The 21,223-nt window shown below is 59.0% G+C and carries 17 protein-coding genes and 1 rRNA gene; 8 read left to right on the top strand and 10 right to left on the bottom strand.

The window, feature by feature from the left end; translation table 11 throughout:
- The first annotated feature begins 3 nt into the window (after nt 1-3).
- Nucleotides 4-119, top strand: a 5S ribosomal RNA gene (gene rrf, locus ACM110_RS09190).
- 130 nt (nt 120-249) lie between these two features.
- Here rrf and ACM110_RS09185 read toward each other — a convergent pair.
- The 8 genes from ACM110_RS09185 to ACM110_RS09150 all read right to left on the bottom strand — a co-directional run bounded on the left by ACM110_RS09185 (nt 250) and on the right by ACM110_RS09150 (nt 11,526).
- Nucleotides 250-2,751 (bottom strand): TonB-dependent siderophore receptor, encoded by a 2,502-nt coding sequence (locus tag ACM110_RS09185; RefSeq protein WP_416127513.1) that lies wholly within the window; start codon nt 2,749-2,751, stop codon nt 250-252.
- 88 nt (nt 2,752-2,839) lie between these two features.
- Entirely contained in the window at nt 2,840-3,853 is a 1,014-nt protein-coding gene (locus tag ACM110_RS09180) for a FecR domain-containing protein (protein WP_416127512.1), read from the bottom strand.
- The gene (locus tag ACM110_RS09175; protein WP_416127511.1) at nt 3,853-4,353 is read right to left on the bottom strand and encodes a sigma-70 family RNA polymerase sigma factor; all 501 of its coding nucleotides are present in this window, start codon (nt 4,351-4,353) and stop codon (nt 3,853-3,855) included. Before ACM110_RS09175 ends, ACM110_RS09180 begins: the two co-directional genes overlap by 1 nt.
- Before the next feature lie 178 nt (nt 4,354-4,531).
- Nucleotides 4,532-4,999, bottom strand: a complete 468-nt coding sequence (locus ACM110_RS09170; RefSeq protein WP_416127510.1) for an SRPBCC family protein — start codon at nt 4,997-4,999, stop codon at nt 4,532-4,534.
- 29 nt (nt 5,000-5,028) lie between these two features.
- Complete coding sequence (locus tag ACM110_RS09165) at nt 5,029-8,445, bottom strand: non-ribosomal peptide synthetase (protein ID WP_416127509.1); 3,417 nt, start codon at nt 8,443-8,445, stop codon at nt 5,029-5,031.
- Nucleotides 8,446-8,458: 13 nt separating this feature from the next.
- Nucleotides 8,459-9,388, bottom strand: a complete 930-nt coding sequence (locus ACM110_RS09160; RefSeq protein ID WP_416127508.1) for a diiron oxygenase — start codon at nt 9,386-9,388, stop codon at nt 8,459-8,461.
- Nucleotides 9,385-10,161, bottom strand: a complete 777-nt coding sequence (locus ACM110_RS09155) for a DUF3050 domain-containing protein (protein WP_416127507.1) — start codon at nt 10,159-10,161, stop codon at nt 9,385-9,387. The genes ACM110_RS09160 and ACM110_RS09155 overlap by 4 nt, the downstream gene beginning before the upstream one ends.
- 654 nt (nt 10,162-10,815) lie before the next feature.
- Nucleotides 10,816-11,526 carry a GntR family transcriptional regulator gene (locus ACM110_RS09150; RefSeq protein ID WP_416127506.1) on the bottom strand — a complete coding sequence of 237 codons (711 nt, stop codon included), beginning with the start codon at nt 11,524-11,526 and terminating at the stop codon, nt 10,816-10,818.
- A 197-nt stretch (nt 11,527-11,723) separates the two neighbouring features.
- Between ACM110_RS09150 and lapG the strand changes: the two genes are divergently transcribed.
- Nucleotides 11,724-12,416, top strand: a complete 693-nt coding sequence (lapG, locus tag ACM110_RS09145; protein WP_416127505.1) for a cysteine protease LapG — start codon at nt 11,724-11,726, stop codon at nt 12,414-12,416.
- A 14-nt stretch (nt 12,417-12,430) separates the two neighbouring features.
- On the top strand, nt 12,431-14,377 hold the full coding sequence (lapD, locus tag ACM110_RS09140) for a cyclic di-GMP receptor LapD (protein ID WP_416127504.1): 1,947 nt from the start codon (nt 12,431-12,433) through the stop codon (nt 14,375-14,377).
- Nucleotides 14,378-14,530: 153 nt separating this feature from the next.
- Here the strand turns inward: lapD and ACM110_RS09135 are convergent, their stop codons facing one another.
- On the bottom strand, nt 14,531-14,896 hold the full coding sequence (locus tag ACM110_RS09135; RefSeq protein ID WP_416127503.1) for a tryptophan synthase subunit beta: 366 nt from the start codon (nt 14,894-14,896) through the stop codon (nt 14,531-14,533).
- Nucleotides 14,897-15,125: 229 nt separating this feature from the next.
- Here ACM110_RS09135 and ACM110_RS09130 point away from each other — a divergent pair, with 229 nt between their 5' ends.
- From ACM110_RS09130 to ACM110_RS09115, 4 genes are read left to right on the top strand one after another with little or no spacing between them, the layout of a single operon-like run.
- A complete protein-coding gene (locus ACM110_RS09130; protein WP_416127502.1) occupies nt 15,126-16,013 on the top strand; it encodes a TauD/TfdA dioxygenase family protein in 888 nt (295 codons plus the stop codon).
- A gap of 18 nt (nt 16,014-16,031) precedes the next feature.
- Entirely contained in the window at nt 16,032-17,057 is a 1,026-nt protein-coding gene (locus ACM110_RS09125; RefSeq protein ID WP_416127501.1) for an ABC transporter substrate-binding protein, read from the top strand.
- A 5-nt stretch (nt 17,058-17,062) separates the two neighbouring features.
- The gene (locus tag ACM110_RS09120; protein WP_416127500.1) at nt 17,063-17,923 is read left to right on the top strand and encodes an ABC transporter ATP-binding protein; all 861 of its coding nucleotides are present in this window, start codon (nt 17,063-17,065) and stop codon (nt 17,921-17,923) included.
- Nucleotides 17,924-17,944: 21 nt separating this feature from the next.
- A complete protein-coding gene (locus ACM110_RS09115) occupies nt 17,945-18,811 on the top strand; it encodes an ABC transporter permease (protein ID WP_416127499.1) in 867 nt (288 codons plus the stop codon).
- A 737-nt stretch (nt 18,812-19,548) separates the two neighbouring features.
- Here ACM110_RS09115 and ACM110_RS09110 read toward each other — a convergent pair.
- The gene (locus tag ACM110_RS09110; protein WP_416127498.1) at nt 19,549-19,803 is read right to left on the bottom strand and encodes an RHS repeat-associated core domain-containing protein; all 255 of its coding nucleotides are present in this window, start codon (nt 19,801-19,803) and stop codon (nt 19,549-19,551) included.
- Nucleotides 19,804-20,161: 358 nt separating this feature from the next.
- On the opposite strand from ACM110_RS09110, the gene ACM110_RS09105 reads away from it, so the two are divergent.
- On the top strand, nt 20,162-21,079 hold the full coding sequence (locus tag ACM110_RS09105) for a LysR family transcriptional regulator (RefSeq protein ID WP_416127497.1): 918 nt from the start codon (nt 20,162-20,164) through the stop codon (nt 21,077-21,079).
- Nucleotides 21,080-21,223 lie beyond the last annotated feature (144 nt).

The raw sequence follows: 21,223 nt of genomic DNA, 5'->3' as shown, positions 1-21,223 counted from the left end.
TTTCTTGACGACCATAGAGCGTTGGAACCACCTGATCCCATCCCGAACTCAGCAGTGAAACGATGCATCGCCGATGGTAGTGTGGGGTTTCCCCATGTGAGAGTAGGTCATCGTCAAGATTAAATTCAAAAACCCCAGTCTGCTAACGCAGACTGGGGTTTTTTCATTTCAGGGTTTGCAAAAACCATAGACGTAAAAAAGCCAGCCCCTGGATTCAGGGGCTGGCTTTTTCATATCCGCGGGAAATGATTAGAACTGGTAGCTCACCGTCGCCGTGACATTACGTTCTTCACCCATGTAGCAGAAGTTCAGGCTGGCACAAGAGGCCACATAGGACTCATTGGTCAGGTTGTTCGCATTCAGGCGTACATCCACGCCCTTCAACCCCACCTTACCCAGGTCATAGCCGACAGAGGCGTCAAACAAGGTATACGAAGGCACCTTCATGGTGTTCTCCGCATCGGCCCAGCTGTAACCCACATATCGCACTCCGCCACCCAGACGCAGACCCTCAAGCCCCGCGCTGTCGAATGCGTAGTCAGCCCAGATCGAAGCCATATGCCGCGGCGCCTGGGTCGGTGAGTTGCCCTTGTTCTCGATCACATCGGTAGCGGTACTCAACGTACTGATCATCGACTTCGAATACTCAATGTCGGTGAAGGTGTAGCTGCCGAGTACTTTGAGGTTCTCGGTCAGTTGCATGTGCGCTTCCAACTCCAGACCCTGGGAGCGAACTGCACCTACGGCGCGATAGAAGTTTTCCTGCGGCAGTTTGGTTGCCAGGTTTTCCTGATCGATGCGGAACAGCGACGCAGTGAACAGGTTGTCGGTGCCCGGTGGCTGATACTTCAAGCCGACTTCCCACTGCGTGCCATCGGTAGGTGCCAGGGGATTACCGGCGCTGTCCGAGTAGGAATTCGGATTGAACGACTCGGAATAGCTGATGTACGGTGCAATACCATTATCGAAGAGGTAAAGCGCCCCGGCGCGCCCGGTCAGCTTGGTTCGCTTGTCATTGATTTCGGTGCCTTGCGGGCGTCCGGGTTCCGCCAGCCGATTTTCATCGGAGGTTTCAACCCAGTCCTGGCGCAGGCCGAGGGAGAAACGCCACTTATCCATCTCGATCAGGTCTTGCAGGTAGACGCCGGTTTGCTCAAGGCGACGCAAGTAACTGGTCTCGCCGTAAAGGTCGATCGCCGAATTGCCATACACCGGGCTGAACGCATTGATCGGCGCCAGGCCGCCGCTGGTCCAATCAACCACGGTCTTGCGCCGCTGGTAGTCTGCGCCCAGCAATACGGTGTGCTTGGTGGCGCCAGTAAAGAATTCTGCTTGCAGCATGTTGTCGACGATGAAGGCATGCAGCCTCTCATCGCCACCGGTGTAGTAGCGGTTCAGCTCGTTGCTGGTCGATGTCGTCCAGCCATAGGCATAGACCTGATCCATGTTCACCTTGGAGTCGAGGTAACGGAAGTTCTGCCGCGCAGTGAAGATGTCGTTGAAGCGATGCTCGAACTGATAGCCGAAGGACTGCTGGTCGCGTTCATAGCCATCGATACTGGGTTCGCCTTCGAAGAAGTGTGGGGAGATCCGATTGCCATTGCGCTGGTGAAGGGTGCCATCGGCCGGGACGCCGCCGTGGTAGCCGCCATCAGGGTCGTGCTGCAGATAGGCCTGCAGAGTCAGCGAAGTATCTTCGGTGAAATCGATGCTGACCGTCGGCGCGAGGGCGAAGCGTTTTTCCTTGTTGTGATCGAACTGTGTGTCGGACTGATCCGCCAGACCTGTCAGGCGATAGGCGATGCGTTTGTCGTCATCAACAGGGCCGCTGAAGTCGAAACCCATGCCATGCTGGCCCTGATTGCCGATCGTGGCCTGAATCTGATGATAAGGCTCATACAGCGGTTTTTTGCTGGTCAGCGCCACCAGGCCGCCGGGTGAACTGCGTCCGTAAAGCACCGACGAAGGCCCTTTGAGAATATCGACGCGCTCGAGGAAATACGGGTCGACCTGCATGGTGCTGTAAGTGCCGCTGTCCCCCATGGATTTGAGGCCATCGAGGTAAATGTTATCCACCGAGCCGTCGTTGAAGCCGCGCATTGCCACGTAGTCGTAGCGGTGGGTCGCGCCGTAAGGATTGGTCAGCACGCCGGGGGTGTAACGCATGGCCTGCGATACCGTCTGGGAACCCTGGTCGTCCAGCTGCTCGCGAGTGACGACGGACACGCTTTGCGATGTTTCCAGCAACGCGGTACTGGTCTTGGTGGCGATCTGGCTGTGCGTCGCGTTGTAGCCCTCCATGCTGCCCAAGGCGTTACCGAGTGCAAAGCCTTTGATGTCCGTGGTCGGCAGCGCCAGTGCTTCGCTGTTGGCGGCCGGTCGCAGCACATAGCTGCTGCCATCCGGGCTGACGGCCATCAGGCCCGAACCACTTAGCAAATGGCTCAAGGCCTGATCCACCGAATATCTGCCGTGCAAGCCCGGTGATTGATGACCTTGGACTTGATCCGGAGTCATCGACAAGGTGATGCCGGCCTGACGCGCGAACTGGTTGAGGACATCACTCAACGGCCCGGCAGAAATGTTGATGCGTTGGCTGCTGGTCTCAATACCCTCGGCGGTATGGCCAATGCTCGGAACAAGGCCGACACCTAATGCGGTGGAGAACAGAGCGGCACGAACGGCATGGCGCAAGACGCCCGATTTCGCCATGAAATGAAGAGGATTCTTACTGATGGAGCGGACGGTCATTGTCGGTTTCCGTAGGAAGTCGCTGAGGCTAAGTTGAAGTACTTACTGACTAAGCCGGACTTGCTCGGAAAACCCGCCAAAAAATTGTTCAGACTTGCCGCTCAAGCGTCACCCACCAGCGGGTGCGATAACGCAACTGCACCGCCAGGGTTTGCGGAAGGATGGCCAGCAACTTGTCGGTGTCCTCCAGGCGGAAAACCCCGGAAAGCCGCAAGTCGGCAATATCGGCCGCGCACGTCAAGTAGCCGTGGCGATAACGTGCGACCTCCTGAAGGAAATCCCCCAAGCGCATGTTGCGGGTCACGATCAACCCGTCTGCCCAGGCGCCGACATCCATGTCCAGCGGCGGTGCCAGCCTCGCCTGCTGGTGATCAATCAAGTAGCTATGACCGGCCTGAACGTGTATCGGTTGACCATCGGCATCCAGTGGCGAATGAATCACCACTTGGCCATTGGTAACGCTGAGCCGAGTGCACTTGGCCTCGTGACGCAGGATGAACCGTGCACCCACGCCTTCATACACTCCGTGACGACTTTGAACCCGCAAGGGACGATCGAACGAAGCACCTTCATCGGCACCGCCGCAGGTGACGATAATTTCACCACGGGTCAGTTTGATCAGCCGTTGCTGTGGCGTGTAATCCAGAGCCACAGCGCTGTCGGTGTTGAGTTCAAGCCGCGTGCCGTCCGACAGCTGGAACGCCCGGCGCTCACCCGTGGCGGTGGCGAAGTCGGCACTCCATTGCTGCCAGCCGAGAACGTCCTTGCCCAGCCACGCGGCCGAGCCCATGAGCACTGCGCCCGACAGCAACTTCATCGCCTGGCGTCGACCCAAGCCCTGAGCGCCGTTTTCCAAAGAGTTGAAAGCCACTTGCGCGCCAGGCACGGCTCGCAAGTTGTTGCTCAACTCTGAGTGCAGCGACTGCACCCGTTGCCAGGCCAGTTCGTGTTCATGGTGCGCAGCGCGCCAGACATCGCATTGCTGACGCAGCTTTGAGTTGGCAGCGTTGTTGCGTAGACGCAACAGCCAGTTGATGGCCTGTTTGACCACCTGTTGCTGCGGTTCACCGTGCCGGTTCAACGACAAGTTATCCACAGGCATCACGCCTGATACCGCAACGTGTAGCAATGGAAAAGCGCATCGGCGACATAGCGCTCCACCGAGCGCAGCGACAATCCCATCCGTTCGGCAATCTGTTTATGAGTGAAGCTTTCGCACTGCGCCAGCAGAAATGCCTGACGGACCTTCGGCTTCAATCCTTCAAGCATGCGGGCGATGCTTTCCAGCAATTCGAGCACCAACGCGCGGGATTCGGCGCTTGGCGTTTCGGCCTCAGGCAGATGGGCGATGGTTTCCAGATACGCGCGCTCGATTTCTTCACGACGCCAATGGTCAATCACCAGACCTCGGGCAATGGTGCGTAAAAAAGCGCGAGGGGCGTTGAGCTCCAGGCGTTCGGTTCTTTGCAGCAGACGGACAAAGGTGTCCTGTGCCAGGTCCGCAGCATCGGCGGCATTGCCCAGGCGGGCACGCAGCCACGCGTTGAGCCATCCGTGATGGCTGCTGTAAAGCACCTGTACTGCAAACTCGGGTGAGGACATGAACGCGACTGCTCTGACGTCACAAATGATAATTAGTCGCATTGTCATGAAGGGATTGGGAATTTGCAACTGCTGTGAAACTCAGTCAATCGCGAACAGGCTCGCCCCTACATGGATATTCCTGTAGGAGCGAGCCTGCTCGCGATAGCGGTTTATCCGTCACCGCTGAACGAATGCCTTATGCAAACAACTTCAACACATTGCTCATCGCATCATCGGCAAAACCCTGGACGAAATCCTTGAACCCCGGCAGAACTTCGGCGCCGCCCTGAGCCGGTTCCGCAATGATGGTCCAGGTCGCCCGCGACTTGTCCGCATCCAGCGGCTCAACACGCATTGCCGCCCACAAATTCGCTACGCCCAAGGTGTTGTAAATGGTGGTCCAGGTCATGCTCAACGCTTGATCGTCGCGGGAGTTGAGTTGCTCGACCACCAGATTGCCGTCCTTGAAAAACTTCTTGCGCAAGGACGCCACGCCCTCGCCAGTCATTTCGATGTGCGACAGCGCCGGAACGAACCGGTCGAAACCGGCAAAGTTACCGACAACGGCCCACACCTGTGCGGCATCGGCGGGGACTTCCACCGAAGACACGACGAGGCAGCCTTGCGGATTTTTGATCAGGGTATCGGGTTGCAGAGTGCTCATGGTTTTGCTCCGTGCTGGGTTGGGATGAATCAGATGAAATTGATTTCCTTGAGGTAGTCGCAGCCGCGCCGCAGCAATGCCGGGGACTTTTCCGGGTAGCGCGCGCCCATTTGCCACACGCCGGCCTGGGCGTTGTCGTGACCAATCATCGAGATGTCGCCGATGTCTTCCTCGAAGCCGTTGAGATAAAAACCGAGTACGCCAAACAGCGCGTTGTCGCTGTCGACCCGGCCCAGTTGCTGCTGCCAGTCGGCGACGCTGACCAGGGAGAACTCCCGCCCCGCTTCGCGAAAGGACGCCACGTAGCTGTCCCAACTCAGTGGCTCGGGGTTGTGCAGGTTGAATACCGGTTTTTCCGGTTGATAACGGCTGGCATGGAAGGCGATGAAACGGGCGAGGAAATCCACCGGCATCAGGTCGAAATTCAGCGCGAATTCCGGCACCTGGCCGAGCTGGATCGACCCTTTGAGCATCAACATCAAGCGGTTCTTGTGCGGCTGGCACACGCCCGTGAGGCTGTTGAAACTGATGTTGCCGGGGCGATAGAGATTGACCTGCACACCGCGTTCCCGTGCGCGCTCCAGGATTCGTTCGCCGACCCATTTGGACAGGTTGTAGCCGTTCTTGATGTAGATCGGCGGAGTCAGTGCGGCAGGCAGTTCAAGTACCCGGCCATCAGCAGAAATTGTGCTGGACGCCGAGAGCGTCGAGACGAAGTTGAAGATCTTTTTACTGCGCCCTTCGCACAGCCGCAGGCATTCGAAAATCGGCTCGACGTTGTCCCGTGCCAGCGACTCGTAATCGAGGACGTGATTGACGTTGGCGGCGTTGTGCACCAGTGCACCGAACTCTCGATCCAGTCGCTCGTAAACCTCGTCGGCCAACCCCAATTGCGGGCGCGTGATATCCGCTGCGTAGACCCGTACCCGACCCAGGTCCAGATGCTCCAGACGGTTCTCGCGCAACGCCTGAGCGAACCGCTCGACAGCCGATTGCCCGTTGCCGCCGCGAACCAGGCAGGCGACTTCACTGGCGCCCCGCGCCAACAACGCTTCGACAATGTGCACACCGACAAAGCTGTTGGCGCCGGTGACGATCACTTTGTGCACATCGCCCATACGGCTGAAGGGTAATGGCTGCACATCCAGTGCGCGCGAAGCGTCGGCCATCGCTTGTTCGCTCAATACTTCCTCGCTGCCGGAACCGCGCACGAGTGTTGCCAATTTGGTGATGGTAGGCAGTTCGATGAAGCGGTTGATCGAAATGCTGCGACCGAACGTTTCGCGCAAACGCAGGAGCATGCGCGACAGCAGGATCGAGTGACCGCCCAGATTGAAGAAGCTTTCGTCGGTGGAAATATCGCTGGCCGGCAACTCCAGCAGCTCGGCCCAGATCTCTAGCAACAGCGCTTCATCGGCACTGGCGGGCAGGCGTCGGGTGGTGTTTTCGCTGACGCTGACCGGCAGCTCCAGCAATGCCTTGCGATCGACCTTGCCATTGCTGGCGTACGGCATGCTCGCCAGTTCCGTCCACGCAACAGGCTGCATGTAGTCCGGCAGAAACTGCGTGGCGTGTGCCTTCAGCGCATCACGAGCCGCCCCGGTCCGGTCTTCCTGAGGTTGGGCGAGGAAGGCCAGAATCCGCCGATGGCTGTCGATGACTACCGCCACCTGACGGTACAACTGACTGTCACGCAGGCAGCGTTCGATCTCTTCCGGCTCGACCCGAAAACCGCGAATCTTCACCTGATTGTCGCGCCTTCCGCACAGCTCGATGCCTTCGCTTGTCCACTTCGCCATATCGCCGGTGCGATAGGCACGCAGGTTCTGCCAATCGGGCAATGTCAGGTCCAGATAGCGTTCGGCGGTCTGCTGCGGGTTGTTCAGATATCCCAGGCACACGCCTGGACCTGCGATGTACAACTCACCGACCGTCTGCTCGGTCACCGGTTGCAAATCCTCATCGAGAATCAGCACCTGACTGTTGGCGATCGGGTCGCCGAGCGTCCGGTTGTTATCGCCGGATTGCAGCCGTCGCGCGGTGATCAGCACCGTGGCTTCGGTCGGACCATAAAGGTTGTAGAGCTTGCCCTGGCGGGTCAGTTGCTGGATGACCCAAGGCTCGCAGACATCGCCGCCGGTCATTACGTGATCGAGATTTTGCAATTGCTCCAGCGGCAGAATGCTCAACAGCGCTGGCGGCAGAAAGGCATGGCTCAGTTGCTGATGACGGATCAGCTCGACCAGTTGCAGCGGGTCGCGACGCTGGTCGTCGCTGGGCACGACCAGCTCGGCCCCCTGCAACAGGGTCGGGAAAATATCGATCAGCGACGAGTCGAAACTCAGCGAGGAAAATTGCAGCACCCGACTCTGTTCGGTCAACTGCACATAGTCGGCGTACCACGCGCTGAAATGAGCGAGGTTGGTTTGGCTGAGCATCACGCCTTTGGGATGGCCGGTGGTGCCCGAGGTGTAAAGCGCCATGCACGGCGCGGCGAGGTCGGGGAGCTGGCGCATCAGCGGTTGATCGAGATCGACTGTCTCGGTGTCGATGGCGGTGATATCGAGGCCAGGCATTTCGACTGCGAGCGGATGCTGCCCGTCATGCAGCAGCAACACCGCGCCGGCATTCGACAGGATGTACTGCTGACGTTGCAGCGGATGGCTCGGCTCCAGCGGCAGGTACACCGCGCCGCTGCCCAGGATCGCCAGAATCCCCGCATACAATGCACTGCATTTTGGCAGGCAAATTCCCACCACCAACGGACCTTCATGCTGATCGAGCAAAGGTTGCAAACGTTGTTGAATTGCACGGCTGTGGGCGTGCAGTTGGCGATAGTCGAGACTGGCGCCGGCAACGTTCAACGCCGGTCGCCTGCCACTCTGAACGAAGCGCTGTTCAAGTCGCTCGATCATCGGCACTTGAGCGAGTTCCAGCAGCCGTGGTTCAGCGGTCGCGTTGCGGCGATGAACGAACGCCAGGCTGTCGAGAAACAGCAGGTTTTCAACCTTGTCGAAGTGAGCGGGAGCGGTGGGTTCGCAGAGCTGGAAATACTCGGTATCCCGGGAGTAACGGCTGACCAGCAGCGCCAGGTGATCCACCAGTTCCGCCACCGCTCGCTGACGCAGCGCCTGACCGTTGCCCGAACGTTCATCGGCGATCGGCACACGAGTGAGCAGCGTGGAGCCGACAGTGCAAAGCAGATCCAGCGAGGGCAATCCAGATGTGCCCGGCAGGCCGATGCCCAGTTGCAGTGTCAGGTGCGGCGCATCATTGAAAACCTGCGCAGGCAGGCTGGCATCATCGATCACAAGGTCCGCATGCTCCGGCGCTCGTTCGTCGAGTGTCGTTATTCGCGTCAGTGCATGACCGTGTTGTTCGAGTTCCAGCGCCAGGTCGGTCAGGGCCTGGCTTTGTCCAGCGAGCAGAATGTCGAGACGTCTCATGACGGGTTCCTCGTCAAATCAGGTAGTCGCTCAAGGCGTTTTGCACGCACGGCGAATCGAGCAGCGAACTGCTGCGGAAAAACCGCACGATGTTGGCCACCAGCGGGTGATGCCGGTTGATCGGGAAGGCCAGCCCGGACACCTCGCTCTTGAGGGCTTGGCGTGCGGTGTCGCTGATCTGCAAGGCGTCGATCAGGCGAAAGTCGAAGGACTTCTGGATGTCGTTGGTGAGGTAGTGACCGACGAACACCGGCAGGATGTGTGCGATGAATTGGCGGTCGTCGTCGCTCGCGGTGTGCCAGTAGATGCGCACCATCCGTGACCAGAATCCGGAGTGCCGGCCTTCGTCGAGCAAGTGGTCGGCCATCAAGCCCTTGATCGATTGCTTGACCGTATCGTCCTTGGCGAATGCCGCCACGTCGCCGGTCACAGTGTTCTCGGCGATGGCCACGCAGATCAGCTCCACGGCGCTGCGCAGATGCTCCGGCGCCAGTGCAATGGCCGCCGGGATCGCCCGGCTCAACTCGATTTCGTCGGGCAATCCGATGGGCGTGATGCCGGTCATGGCGACGGTCTGCTGCATGAAGTCCATCGCCACCAGCGCGTGGTAATCCTCATCCACCACCACGGTCATCGCGTCGTAGCGACAGGCGAACGGGAACGCCACGGCGAAGCGATTCTTGGCGATGCTGCGGGCGGTCTTGTCGACGATCTCGGTTTCGAAAATCACCACGTCGTTGATGAATTTGTAGAGTGTCTGCACCAGAGCGAAGTCGCGCTGCTCCGGGCATTCGCGCAGAAACGTCTCACTGAGCACCAGCGGTTGCCGGCTCAAGGGATAGATCAGTTTGTCGTCGTTCTCCAGCATGCGACGCGGACGGGTGCGGATGGTGGCGCGGCTCTCCCAGGCGTCGGCGAACGACAGATAGTCGGCGGCGTTCATGCGTTCACCTCCGCCAGTGATTCGCTCATGCTCAGGCGCAGGCCGTCCCACAGAGCAATGCGGCTTTCCACGGCTTCGATGGCGCTGGCGTACACGTCTGCCTCGCGCTGCGGGTCGCCATCGACCAGGCGGGCGAGGAGTTTTTCCGCGGCGGGGCCGTGGTCTTCAGAATCGACTTCGATGTGCCGTTCGAGGTAGTAGCGAAAGGTCGGAGCCTGTTCGATACCGATCCCCCAGTCGTCGAGAATGCGCTGGAACATCTGCGGGATCACACTTTCGCGACCATGCAGGAACGCCGCCGCAACGCTGTGCCCCGGCGCATGCAGCGCGATGTGCAGCGTATGGCGCACGAACCGTGCGGCTGCCGGGTCGACCTCGACACTTTGCAACGCCACGTCGTAGCTCACGCCTTCCTGTTGCAGCGCCACGAAGCGCTCGACGGCGGCGGTACTCGCGCCGACTTCACGCATCGCATCCAGGTACAGCTCGAAATGGCTGTAGTGACCTTGGGCCGGACGGTCATCGGATTCTTCACCCAGCACGATTTCATTGATCAACCGTGCCGCCTGCGGGTCTCGCGGTGGCAGCCAGGGCAATTGCGTGCAGGTCAGCTCCTGCTGCAAACGCTTGGTCAGCGACATGAAGTCCCACACCGCAAACACATGACTTTCCATAAAGCGCTGCAACACCGCAAGCGAATGAATTTCGGCGAAAATCGGATGCGCACTCAGTTCGGCTTTCTTTTGTTCAAGATGCTCTTTAGTTGTTTTCATTGGCGAACCTCTAGGTGGTCTGATGTGAAGGCGTGATCACCCGCTCTCTGCGGTTTTAAGTTTTATGTTGGCGAGCGTGCGCCTCAATCGAATTGATTGTTTTAGTTGCTTGCGTGTCTCTGTTTTAGGGCTTTGCAGCCAGCGTCAATGGCGGCGTGGAAAAGCTAGTTCATAAATAAAGTTCTGGGCAAGTTATTTTATTTAATATTTAAAAGTTAAACTTTCTCGGGCGTGACAAGTTTCAATAAAACTTTCTGTTCAAATTTTATTTGGGCGTGGCTGCTCCTTCCGTCTTATATAAGTCAGAATTCAAGATAAAGAGTGAATGCCTCACTCGAAGCAACTTTCTTATTGAACTCATTGACGTGATCTGAGGGGGTGGAAGTTGGCTGGGGGTGACGCCGATTCTTCCGTTCCCGTGACAAGGCTCCTTCCGTAGGTTCTTGGTGCAGGGACTGCGCCGCGCTGGCGATGCGTCGCCCGTTCATTGGTGTCGGCACCCCAACAGTGAGCGTAATTCAAGGCAGCCGCTATCACCGAAGCCAGGGGGATCGGGGAAGGCTGTAGAGGGGGAAGATTTGTAAGCGGATCGTTCGGTTTCAAGCGGTCTGGCTGCTGCACAGCCGAGAGGGAGCAAGCTCCCTCATCATGGGTTTACTTCGAGGTTTTTCGGCTCTGTGCTTCAGGGCTGTTGAGGTAACGGGTGATGACCTCCACCCCACGGTTGAGGTGATGTACGAGCAACTTCACCGAGCCTTCGACATCCCGCTCTTCGGCGGCGCGCAACATGGCCCGGTGATCTTCCTGGGACAATTTGCCCAGGCCCATGGCTTCCAGGTTGAAGCGCAGAAAGCGTTCTTCCTCGTTCAACCCGTCTTCAACCAGCCTGAGCAGACGTTTATTGGGTGCCTTGCAGTAAAGCGACATGTGAAAGAGGCGATTGAGCCGGCCGATTTCGCTGTAATCGTGTTCCGTTTCCAACGCGTCGATGTAGCCGGCAGCCTGTTCCAGATCGGCGATTTCAAGCAGCGGGACCGACAGGCGCAAGGCTTCGGACTCCAGCAGGATGCGCAGGGCGTAGGTTTCCGCCGCATCGCCCTGAACCAGTGGCGCGACCACTGCGCCTTTATGAGCAACCACGTTGAGCAACGCCTGGGCTTCGAGTTGGCGCAAGGCTTCGCGCACCGGCATGCGGCTGACACCGAAAAGGTCGGCCAGGTCCTGCTGACGCAGGGCAATACCGCAAGGCAGGCGGCCATCGAGAATGGCCGAGCGCAGGGTTTGTTCGATCACCGAGCGCGCCAGATGAGCGGGAATCGGCCCGTTAACCTTGATACTGCTGAGGGGATTGGGCTTTTGTGTCACTACTGCGCACCCTGAATGACTGAGTTTTTTTTTGGATCCAACTGACACTAGTAACACCCTGACACCTTGTCAAACGCGCAACGGAGCGCTTTCCCTTCAGTTTAGCGCGCCGTTGTGATCTCACCGTGCCATTGTCTTTTGCCGGGCTAACCTACACCATCAGCTGACTTCCACCTGCCTACCCTGGATGCCTCGCATTGGCGGTACGTTTCCCCATCTCCCGGATGTTGCGCTGGCTGTGCGGCGCGTTGCTGCTGGCTGCCATGATGCTGGGCAGTGTGCTGGCCGATTGGGATTTTTCCCTGATCAGCCGTCGGGCGCAGGCATTGTACGGACCTTCGGGCGAAGGTCAGCAGCGCATTGATGATTGGCAACACTTGCTGGCGACCCAGAAGCAGGTCAGCGAGCTGGAACAGCTCAACCGGGTCAACCGGTTCTTCAACCAGCGTGTGCGCTACGTCGAAGACATCGACCTGTGGCATCAGACCGATTATTGGGAAACCCCGATCGAAGCCTTGTGGAAAGGCGCCGGCGATTGCGAAGACTACGCTATCGCCAAGTACTTCAGCCTGCGTCACCTCGGCATCGCCAGTGACAAGCTGCGCATTACCTACGTAAAGGCGTTGCGCCTGAACCGCGCGCACATGGTGCTGACCTACTACGCGACGCCGGACGCCATGCCGCTGGTGCTCGACAGCCTGATCGACGATATCCGCCCGGCCAGCCAACGTAAGGATCTGCTGCCGGTCTACTCTTTCAATGCAGAGGGGTTGTGGTTGCCGGGTGCGAAGGGCAATCAGAAGGTCGGTGACACCAAGCGCCTGTCCCGTTGGCAGGATGTGCTGAAGAAAATGCAGGCCGAAGGATTCCCGGTCGAGACGACTCACTAGGAGCACGCCCACAGATGTCATTGTTCAAACAGCTGTTGATCGCTATCTGTCTGTTCCTGGTCGTCGCCTTCACCGGCAGCTTCATGGTCAGCCTCGAGAGCTCGCGTACCCAATACGTCAACCAGTTGCGCTCCCACGCCCAGGACGCGGCGACGGCGCTGGCGCTGTCCCTGACGCCGAATATCGACGACCCGGCGATGACCGAGTTGCTGGTCAGCTCGATCTTCGACAGCGGTTACTACGCGAGCATCCGCGTGGTCGATCTGTCCAACGACAAGACACTGGTGGAGCGCAGCGGCATCCCGGCCGATACCCGCGTGCCGGACTGGTTCGTCAAACTGATCGGCCTGGAACCCGCTGGTGGCGATGCGATCGTCAGCCGTGGCTGGGAGCAGGCGGCGCGGGTCGAGGTGGTCAGCCATCCGATGTTTGCCCTCGCCAAGCTGTGGCGGAGCGCCTTGGGCAGTCTCGCCTGGTTGCTGATCTGCGGTGTGGTCAGCGCGATATTGGGCGCGCTGTTGTTGCGTCGGCAATTGAAACCGCTCGATTACATGGTTCAGCAGTCCCACGCCATTGCCCGTCGTGAGTTTCTCAGCCTGCCGCACCTGCCGCGCACACCGGAATTGCGGCGCGTGGTGCAGGCCATGAATCAGATGGTCGAGAAGCTCAAGGCGCTGTTTCAGGAACAGGCCGAGCGCAGTGAAAAACTGCGGGTCGAGTCCTATCAGGACAACCTGACCGGTTTGGCCAACCGACGTTATTTCGAGATGCAATTGCACGCGCGGGTGAGCAACCCCGAGCAGGCCAGCTCCGGCTATTTGCTGTTGTTGCGGGTGCAGGATCTGGCGGGCCTTAACCAGCGTTTGGGTGGTCAACGTACAGATGAGTTCTTGCAGGCAGTCGGCGAGCAGCTGTCTCGAGAGTGCGCTCGGTATCCGGAAACGCTGAACCTGGTCACGCGGATTCGAGGTGGCGAATTTGCCGTGCTGGCGCCGGGGTTGATGCGCGAAGAAGCGTTGCAACTGGCGCAGCACCTCGACAGCGCCATGGCCAGCCTGCATGCGACCGGCGCGACGGACGTGGCCTCGGTGGCCGCGATCGGGCTGGCGCCGTTCGTGTATGGAGACGCCCCGCAAGCCGTGCTCGCACTGGCGGATCAGGCGCTGGCGCAGGCTGAGGGGCAGACCGATTCGAACTGGGTCTGCCTCGATCACAGCGCCTTGGCCGGTGTCGGCGACGATCACCATGCCTGGCACAACTTGCTGGATCAGGCGTTGAATCAGCGGCGGTTCATCCTGTTTTTCCAGCCGGTCGTGGCCAGTCAGGATCCGCAACTAGTGCTGCATTACAAAGTGCTTTCACGGCTGATCGACGCCCAGGGCCAGAGCATTCCGGCCGGGCGCTTCCTGCCGTGGCTGGAGCGGTTCGACTGGACGGCGCGGCTGGACCGCCTGATGTTGGAACTGGTGCTGGAACAGATGGCCGACCACGAATCGTCGCTGGCGCTGAACCTGTCTTCGGCAACCCTGGAAGACCCGCAGGCGTTGAGTTCGGTCTTCGAACTGCTGCATTCGCATTCCAATCTGGGATCGAGGCTGACACTGGAAATCGGCGAAGAACAACTGCCCGATCAAGCCGTGCTTGAAGACCTGACGCGACGATTGCGCGAGCTCGGGTTCTCTTTGAGCCTGCAACATTTTGGCGGGCGCTTCAGCATGATCGGCAACCTGGCGCGGCTCGGTCTGGCGTACCTGAAGATCGATGGCAGCTACATCCGTGCGATCGATCAGGAGAGCGACAAGCGCTTGTTCATCGAAGCGGTTCAGCGTGCGGCCCACAGCATTGATCTGCCGCTGATTGCCGAGCGGGTCGAGACTGAGGGTGAGCTGGCGGTGATTCGCGAGATGGGAGTGTACGGGGTTCAGGGGCGGTTGGTCGGTGAGCCGAAGCCTTGGGGGTAGGGCTTTGGGGCTTTAGTCGTCTGTGAGGCCGTCATCGCGGGCAAGCCCGCTCCCACAGGTTTTTGTGTAATGCACAAATTCTACGACCACCGGCAATCACTGTGGGAGCGGGCTTGCCCGCGATGGCGTCAGTGCAGGCGATGAAGAAAACGCTCAGATCAATCCATCCTCATCATCACCCACCAAGTGACTCAACCCGCCCAACGCCTCCCGCGCCTGGCTCCGGTCCATGAGTTTGGCCTGTGCCGGCGCCGGCAGGTCGGTGACGAGGATCACGCCTTTGCTGATCAGCACCTCGATCAAGTCGTCGAGTACCCGGATCATCTCCAGGTCGCTGTTCTGCAGTTGCTTGAGCTGTTTGATTTGCTTGAGCTGTTTGAGGCTGGTGGCCATGACTTCATTGGCGAACCAGGCCTGGAGGTCAGGGTGGTCGGCCGGTAGCGTTTCCGTGGATTCGGCGTAGGCTTCGGCTTCCACGCGCATCAGTTGTCCGTCTGTATTGCGTTGCACGTAGAACATGGAACATCCCTCTGAGAAGAACCGCGTCATGCTGTCAGCAGCATAGGCGAAATCAGCCATATGGTTATTCGCTAACGGTATTTAAAATAGTCTGCTTATATCTATAAAGTCACTCTCCTGCGTACCTGCCGACCAATCGGCGCGCCGCACGACACGAACCAACACGGGACCTCCGTGAGTTTCTGATCGACGCGCGCGCCCTTGAGCGTGCCGTGCGTGGGAGTGATTTATGTCAGCCGTATCCGCATCGCCAGCCATCGCGCCACAACACTTTGAAATCCGCCCGTTCAGCGGTGCGGTGGGCGCCGAAATCATCGGCCTCGATTTGTCCCGCCCGATCAATGATCAGGACTTCGCCCGCATTCACCGCGCGCACCTGGATCATCACGTGGTGGTGTTCCGCGACCAGCGCATAACCCCTGAGCAACAGATCGATTTCAGCCGCCGTTTTGGCGTGTTGCAGATCCATGTGCTCAAGCAGTTTTTGCTGGCCAACCACCCGGAAATCCTCATCGTTTCCAACATCGTCGAGAACGGCCAGAACATTGGCCTGGGTGATGCCGGCAAGTTCTGGCATTCCGACCTCTCCTACAAAGAACTGCCGAGCCTGGGCTCAATGCTGCACGCTCAGGAACTGCCGTCCGAGGGCGGCGACACGCTATTCGCCGACATGCACAAAGCCTGGGACAACCTCCCCGAAGCGCTGCGCAAAGCGGTGGAAGGTCGTTCGGCCGCACACTCCTACACGGCGCGTTACAGCGAGACCAAATTTGAAGGCAACTGGCGCCCGACCCTGACACCGGAGCAGCTCGCTCAAGTCGCCGAAGTGGTGCACCCGGTTGTGCGCACCCACCCGGAAAACGGCCGCAAGGCGTTGTTCGTCAGCGAAGGTTTCACCACCCGCATCGTTGGCCTGCCGGAGGACGAGAGCCAGCAGCTGCTGACTGAGCTCTACGCCCACAGCGTGCTGCCGCAAAACATCTACCGCCATCAATGGCAGGCCCATGACCTGGTGTTCTGGGACAACCGTTCGCTGATCCACCTCGCCGCCGGATGCCCCAGCTATCTGCGCCGCAAGCTGTATCGCACCACCATCCAGGGCGACGCGCCTTTCTGATTTGCCGGAGATTTGATCATGTCCAAACGTCTTCCCTTTGCACCGCTGGCCGCCGCCATCGGCCTGGGTTTCAGCCTGATCGCCGGCAGCCTGGTGGCGCCGACTGTGGCCCATGCCGAAGGTGAAATCCGCATCGCCGAACAGTTCGGCATCGTTTATCTGCTGCTTAACGTGGTGCGCGATCAGAACCTGATCGAGAAGTACGGCAAGCAGGAAGGCATCGACATCAAGGTCGACTGGACGCAGCTTTCGGGCGGCGCGGCGGTCAACGATGCGTTGCTTTCCGGCTCGATCGACATTGCCGGTGCCGGCGTCGGTCCGCTGCTGACCATCTGGGATCGCACCCACGGCAAGCAGAACGTCAAAGCCGTGGCGTCCCTGGGCAACTTTCCGTACTACCTGGTGAGCAATAATCCGAAGGTCAAAACCATCGCCGACTTCACCGAGAAGGACCGCATTGCCGTGCCGGCCGTGGGTGTTTCGGTGCAGTCGCGCTTCCTGCAATACGCGGCAGCCAAGCAATGGGGCGACAAGGAATTCAACCGCCTCGACAAGTATACCATCGCCGTTCCGCACCCTGATGCGACCGCCGCGCTGGTAGCTGGTGGCACTGAGTTGACCGGGCATTTCTCCAATCCGCCCTTCCAGGATCAAGCGCTGAGCAATCCAAATGTGCACGTGGTGCTCAACACCTATGACCTGCTCGGCCCGAACTCGCCGACGGTGCTGTTTGCCACCGAGAAATTCCGCAACGAAAACCCGAAAACCTACAAAGCTTTCATCGACGCGCTAACCGAAGCAGCCACGTTTGCCCAGAACGATAAAGGCGCGGCAGCCGACACTTACATCCGCGTCACCAAAGCCAAAATCGACCGCGCCGCGCTGCTGAAAATCATCGACAACCCGCAGTTCGAATTTAGCGTTACGCCGAAAAACACTTACCCATTGGCCGAGTTCCTCTACCGCGTCGGCGCGATCAAAAACAAACCGGATTCGTGGAAGGATTACTTCTTCCAGGATGCCAAACCGCTGCAAGGGAGCTGACCGAAATGAACGCCCCTTTGCAAGGCCACACGGTCAGCAAACCGATCGCGGCAGCCCAGGCGCTGCTGTCGGTCGATAACGTCAGCCTCGAATACCGCACGCCGCAGCGTGTGGTGCGGGCGACCCATCAAGTCAGTTTCGAGATCGATCCGGCAGACCGCTTCGTCCTGCTCGGGCCGTCTGGTTGCGGCAAGTCGACGTTGCTCAAAGCCGCCGCCGGGTTCATCCAGCCAGTGGAAGGCGAGATCCGTCTGCAAGGTCAGCGCGTTGATGCGCCGGGGCCGGACCGGATCGTGGTGTTCCAGGAGTTCGACCAGCTGCCGCCGTGGAAAACCGTCAAACAGAACGTGATGTTTCCACTGCTGACTTCGAAAACCCTCAAGCGTAAAGAGGCCGAAGAGCGGGCGCTGCACTACCTGGAAAAAGTCGGTCTGGCGGCGTTTGCCGACTCCTATCCGCACACGCTTTCTGGCGGCATGAAAGCGCGTGTGGCGATTGCCCGGGCGCTGGCGATGCAGCCGAAAATCCTGCTGATGGACGAACCGTTCGCCGCCCTCGATGCGCTGACCCGACGCAAGATGCAGGAAGAATTGCTACTGCTCTGGGAGGAAGTACGCTTCACGCTGCTGTTCGTCACGCACTCCATTGAAGAGGCGTTGGTGGTGGGCAACCGCATCCTGTTGCTGTCGCCGCATCCGGGCCGAGTGCGGGCGGAAGTGCACAGCCATCAATACGATTTGCACAGCCTTGGCGGCGTGGCGTTTCAGGAATCGGCGCGGCGCATCCATCGGTTGTTGTTCGATGAAGGCCAGTCGCCGGAAACCGAACGCGAGCTGGATTTCGCCGACATCCGCATCGCTTATTGAGCCAGTTGAGAGGAGGGCCCGATGAGCCATTTATCATCCCCGCGTGAAGAGTTCGAAACGGTTCTGCAGCCACTGACCAGCGTGCCGCTGGAGCGTGAATTACCCCTCGGCCAGCGTCTGTGGCAACAGGGCTGGCTGCGCAAAAGCCTGATCCTGATTTTGCTCGCGGTACTGTGGGAAGCCGCTTCGCGTTATACGAATAACGACTTGCTGCTGCCGAGTTTCGTGCAAACCGCTCATGCGCTGTACGACGGTCTGCTCAGCGGTGAATTGCTGGGCAAGGTGTGGACTTCACTGGTGGTGCTGCTCAAGGGTTACCTGATCGGCATCGTCTTGGCGTTTGCCCTGACGACGCTGGCGGCGTCGACGCAATTCGGTCGCGACCTGCTCAGTACGCTGACCTCGATGTTCAACCCGTTGCCGGCGATTGCTTTGCTCCCTCTGGCGCTGCTGTGGTTCGGCCTGGGGCAGAACAGCCTGATTTTCGTGCTCGTGCATTCGGTGCTGTGGGCGCTGGCGCTGAACACCTACGCCGGGTTCCTCGGCGTTTCGGAAACCCTGCGCATGGCTGGTCGCAATTACGGCCTCAAGGGCATGCGTTTCGTGTTGTTCATCCTGATCCCGGCAGCGCTGCCGTCGATCCTCGCCGGCCTGAAAATCGGCTGGGCGTTTGCCTGGCGCACGTTGATTGCCGCTGAGTTGGTGTTCGGTGCAACCAGTGGGAAGGGCGGGTTGGGGTGGTACATCTTTCAGAATCGTAATGAGCTGTATACCGACAAGGTTTTTGCCGGGTTGGCGGTGGTGATTCTGATTGGGTTGCTGGTGGAGAATCTGGTGTTTGATTCGTTGGAGCGGGTGACGGTTAGGCGGTGGGGGATGGTGCGGTGAGGTGAATCTGTCACAAAACTAAACGTGGTTCTACCTTCTTTGTCGTATGGTGCTCGAAGTAGAAAGCCCATCCATACGATTCCTGAGTACTAGACGAAGTCGAGTTTGATATCCCGGAGGTGGCGTTCCCAATACTCCGATTGGATCTGGAATAGATAGTAGATTCCGAGAATTGCCTGCGTCTGGCATCGACGTCGAGAACAAGCTTGGGTCTTGTCTTGAGTATGAAGGCGGCTTTTCACCTGCCGATGCTGGCAATAGCGTTGAGCGATTGAGGGGGTAGGGTGGTGGTGACGATGGCATTTCGATCGAGGCCCGCCGGGGAAAAAGATCGAAGTAATCGGGAGGGCTACCCCTAGGTCTGCTGAACGGAGCCTCATACCATTCGGCATGCCTGACTATCCGCTGAATCGAACGAGTACCCAGATACGAAGACGCGGCTCCCGTTATCACACTAGTAGCGGAAAGCACTTGAGATGCTTGGGGAGCGAAATCAAACATGGTTGCAAGTCCAGCAGCCATACCTGTCATCCCGGATATCGTCCCTAGTCCATTTGCCAGCGTGAGTTGTCCGCGACCAGCTACTAAGGAAGCAAGATTCATGCTTGTTCCCAGGGTGGAAGTCACGTAACCAATTGTTCCGATCTCTCTTACTCTGGAAAATAACGCAAGTACGCCCCAATGGCCCGTCGGATCCGACCGATTCACAGGGTCCCCCACGCAATACATATACGCATTCAACCCACCCCACCAAACGGGCTCCAGCTGTCCGGGCTATGAAACCGCAACAATCTCGGGTTGTAGGCGCGATAGCCGTTGCCCAACAAATACCAGCCAAAGCTTGCTTCACGTAATTGGCCATTGAACCCCAGTCGTGTCTCGACGTTCTGCTGCGCGGATTGCTCGCCGTAAGCAGAGTAAGCGATGGGGTTAGTGTGGCCATCGACGATTTCGCCGATGATGGACTGACTACGGTCGGGTGCCAGCAGCACTACGCGTGGCCTACTGCAGTTGTCTTGATCAACAGGTCTGGCTTGAGTCATACCAGCATCTTCTCGGCAGTGGTGCGGGTCTTGAGTTTTACTCGTTTGAGCGAGGCTTGAGAACTATCAGAACTGATAGTGGTATGAGTCGCTTTTTGGGCTGGTGCCAATAGATGCGGTGACTATTCGGCCGCCTTCGCGGGCGAGCCCGCTCCCACAGGTTTTTGTGTGATGCATAAATTCTGCTACCACCGGAAATCACTGTGCGGGCTTGCCCGCGATGGGGCCGGCACCGCCAACGCTCTATTCGGAGGACGTCTGCTAGCATTGCGTCTGAATCAATTTCGATCAGTCACGAGTGCTCGCCATGCAATTGCCAGACATGAACCTGTTGGTCGCCCTCGACGCGTTGCTCGACGAGGGCAGTGTGGTGGGCGCGGCGCGGCGGATGAACCTGAGCCCGGCGGCGATGAGCCGGACGTTGACGCGGGTTCGCGAGGCGATTGGTGATCCGATCCTGGTGCGCGCCGGTCGAGGTCTGGTGCCTACGCCCAAGGCGTTGGAGCTGCGTGAGCAGGTGCGCGATGTGGTGGAGCAGGCCGCGCAGTTGTTTCATTCGGCACGCGTGGTGGATCTGGGCAGTTTGCGTCGGCGTTTCAGCATCCGCGCCAACGATTTCTTCATCGGCATCTACGGCGGCAAGCTGTTCGACGCCATGGAGCGTCAGGCCCCGCATTGCGAATTACGTTTTGCGCCGGAAGGCGATGGCGATGACGAGGCTCTGCGCGAGGGTCGTATCGATATCAGCGTCAGCAACAACCGACCGCTGATGCCGGAAGTGAAGGTGCAGAACCTGTTTTCCACCCAGTTTGTCGGGCTGGTACGGGAAGATCATCCGCTGCTCGATCAGGAAATCACCGCCGAACGTTTTGCCGGGTATTCGCACATCAGCATGTCCCGTCGCGGCATTGCTCGTGGGCCGATCGATACGGCACTCAATGCGTTGGGGCTGGAGCGGCGGGTGGCGGTGATCGCGCCGAGTTTCCATGCGGCAATGTTCGCCTTGCCCGACTCCGACCTGATTCTGCCGGTGCCCAGGGAGACGCTGTTGAGCGTGCGTCGGCTGGGACTGAAGCTGCGTTCGTTCACCCTGCCGATCCCGTTGCCGACCATCGTGCTCAACCAGGCCTGGCACCCGCGATTCGACAATGATCCTGCCCATCGCTGGCTGCGTGAAACCCTCAAAACCTGTTGCGATGAGACGTGGCTCGCCGCTCAACCGTGAGGGTGCGCAAGGCGCCATTAATACCTATGGATGGTGGTTGAGCGCAGGCAGCAGTGTTAGTTTTTTCCGTCATCTCTTGGCGTGGCGATGCTCGTCTTCGCTTGATTGCCGTCGTTCGAATGCTGCGTCCCACGCACTTATAAA

It is taken from the genome of Pseudomonas sp. NFX98 (genome assembly GCF_047784845.1).
GTDB lineage: Bacteria > Pseudomonadota > Gammaproteobacteria > Pseudomonadales > Pseudomonadaceae > Aquipseudomonas.
The sequence above is the reverse complement of the archived record's forward strand: the minus strand, read 5'-3'. Positions and strand labels throughout refer to the sequence as shown.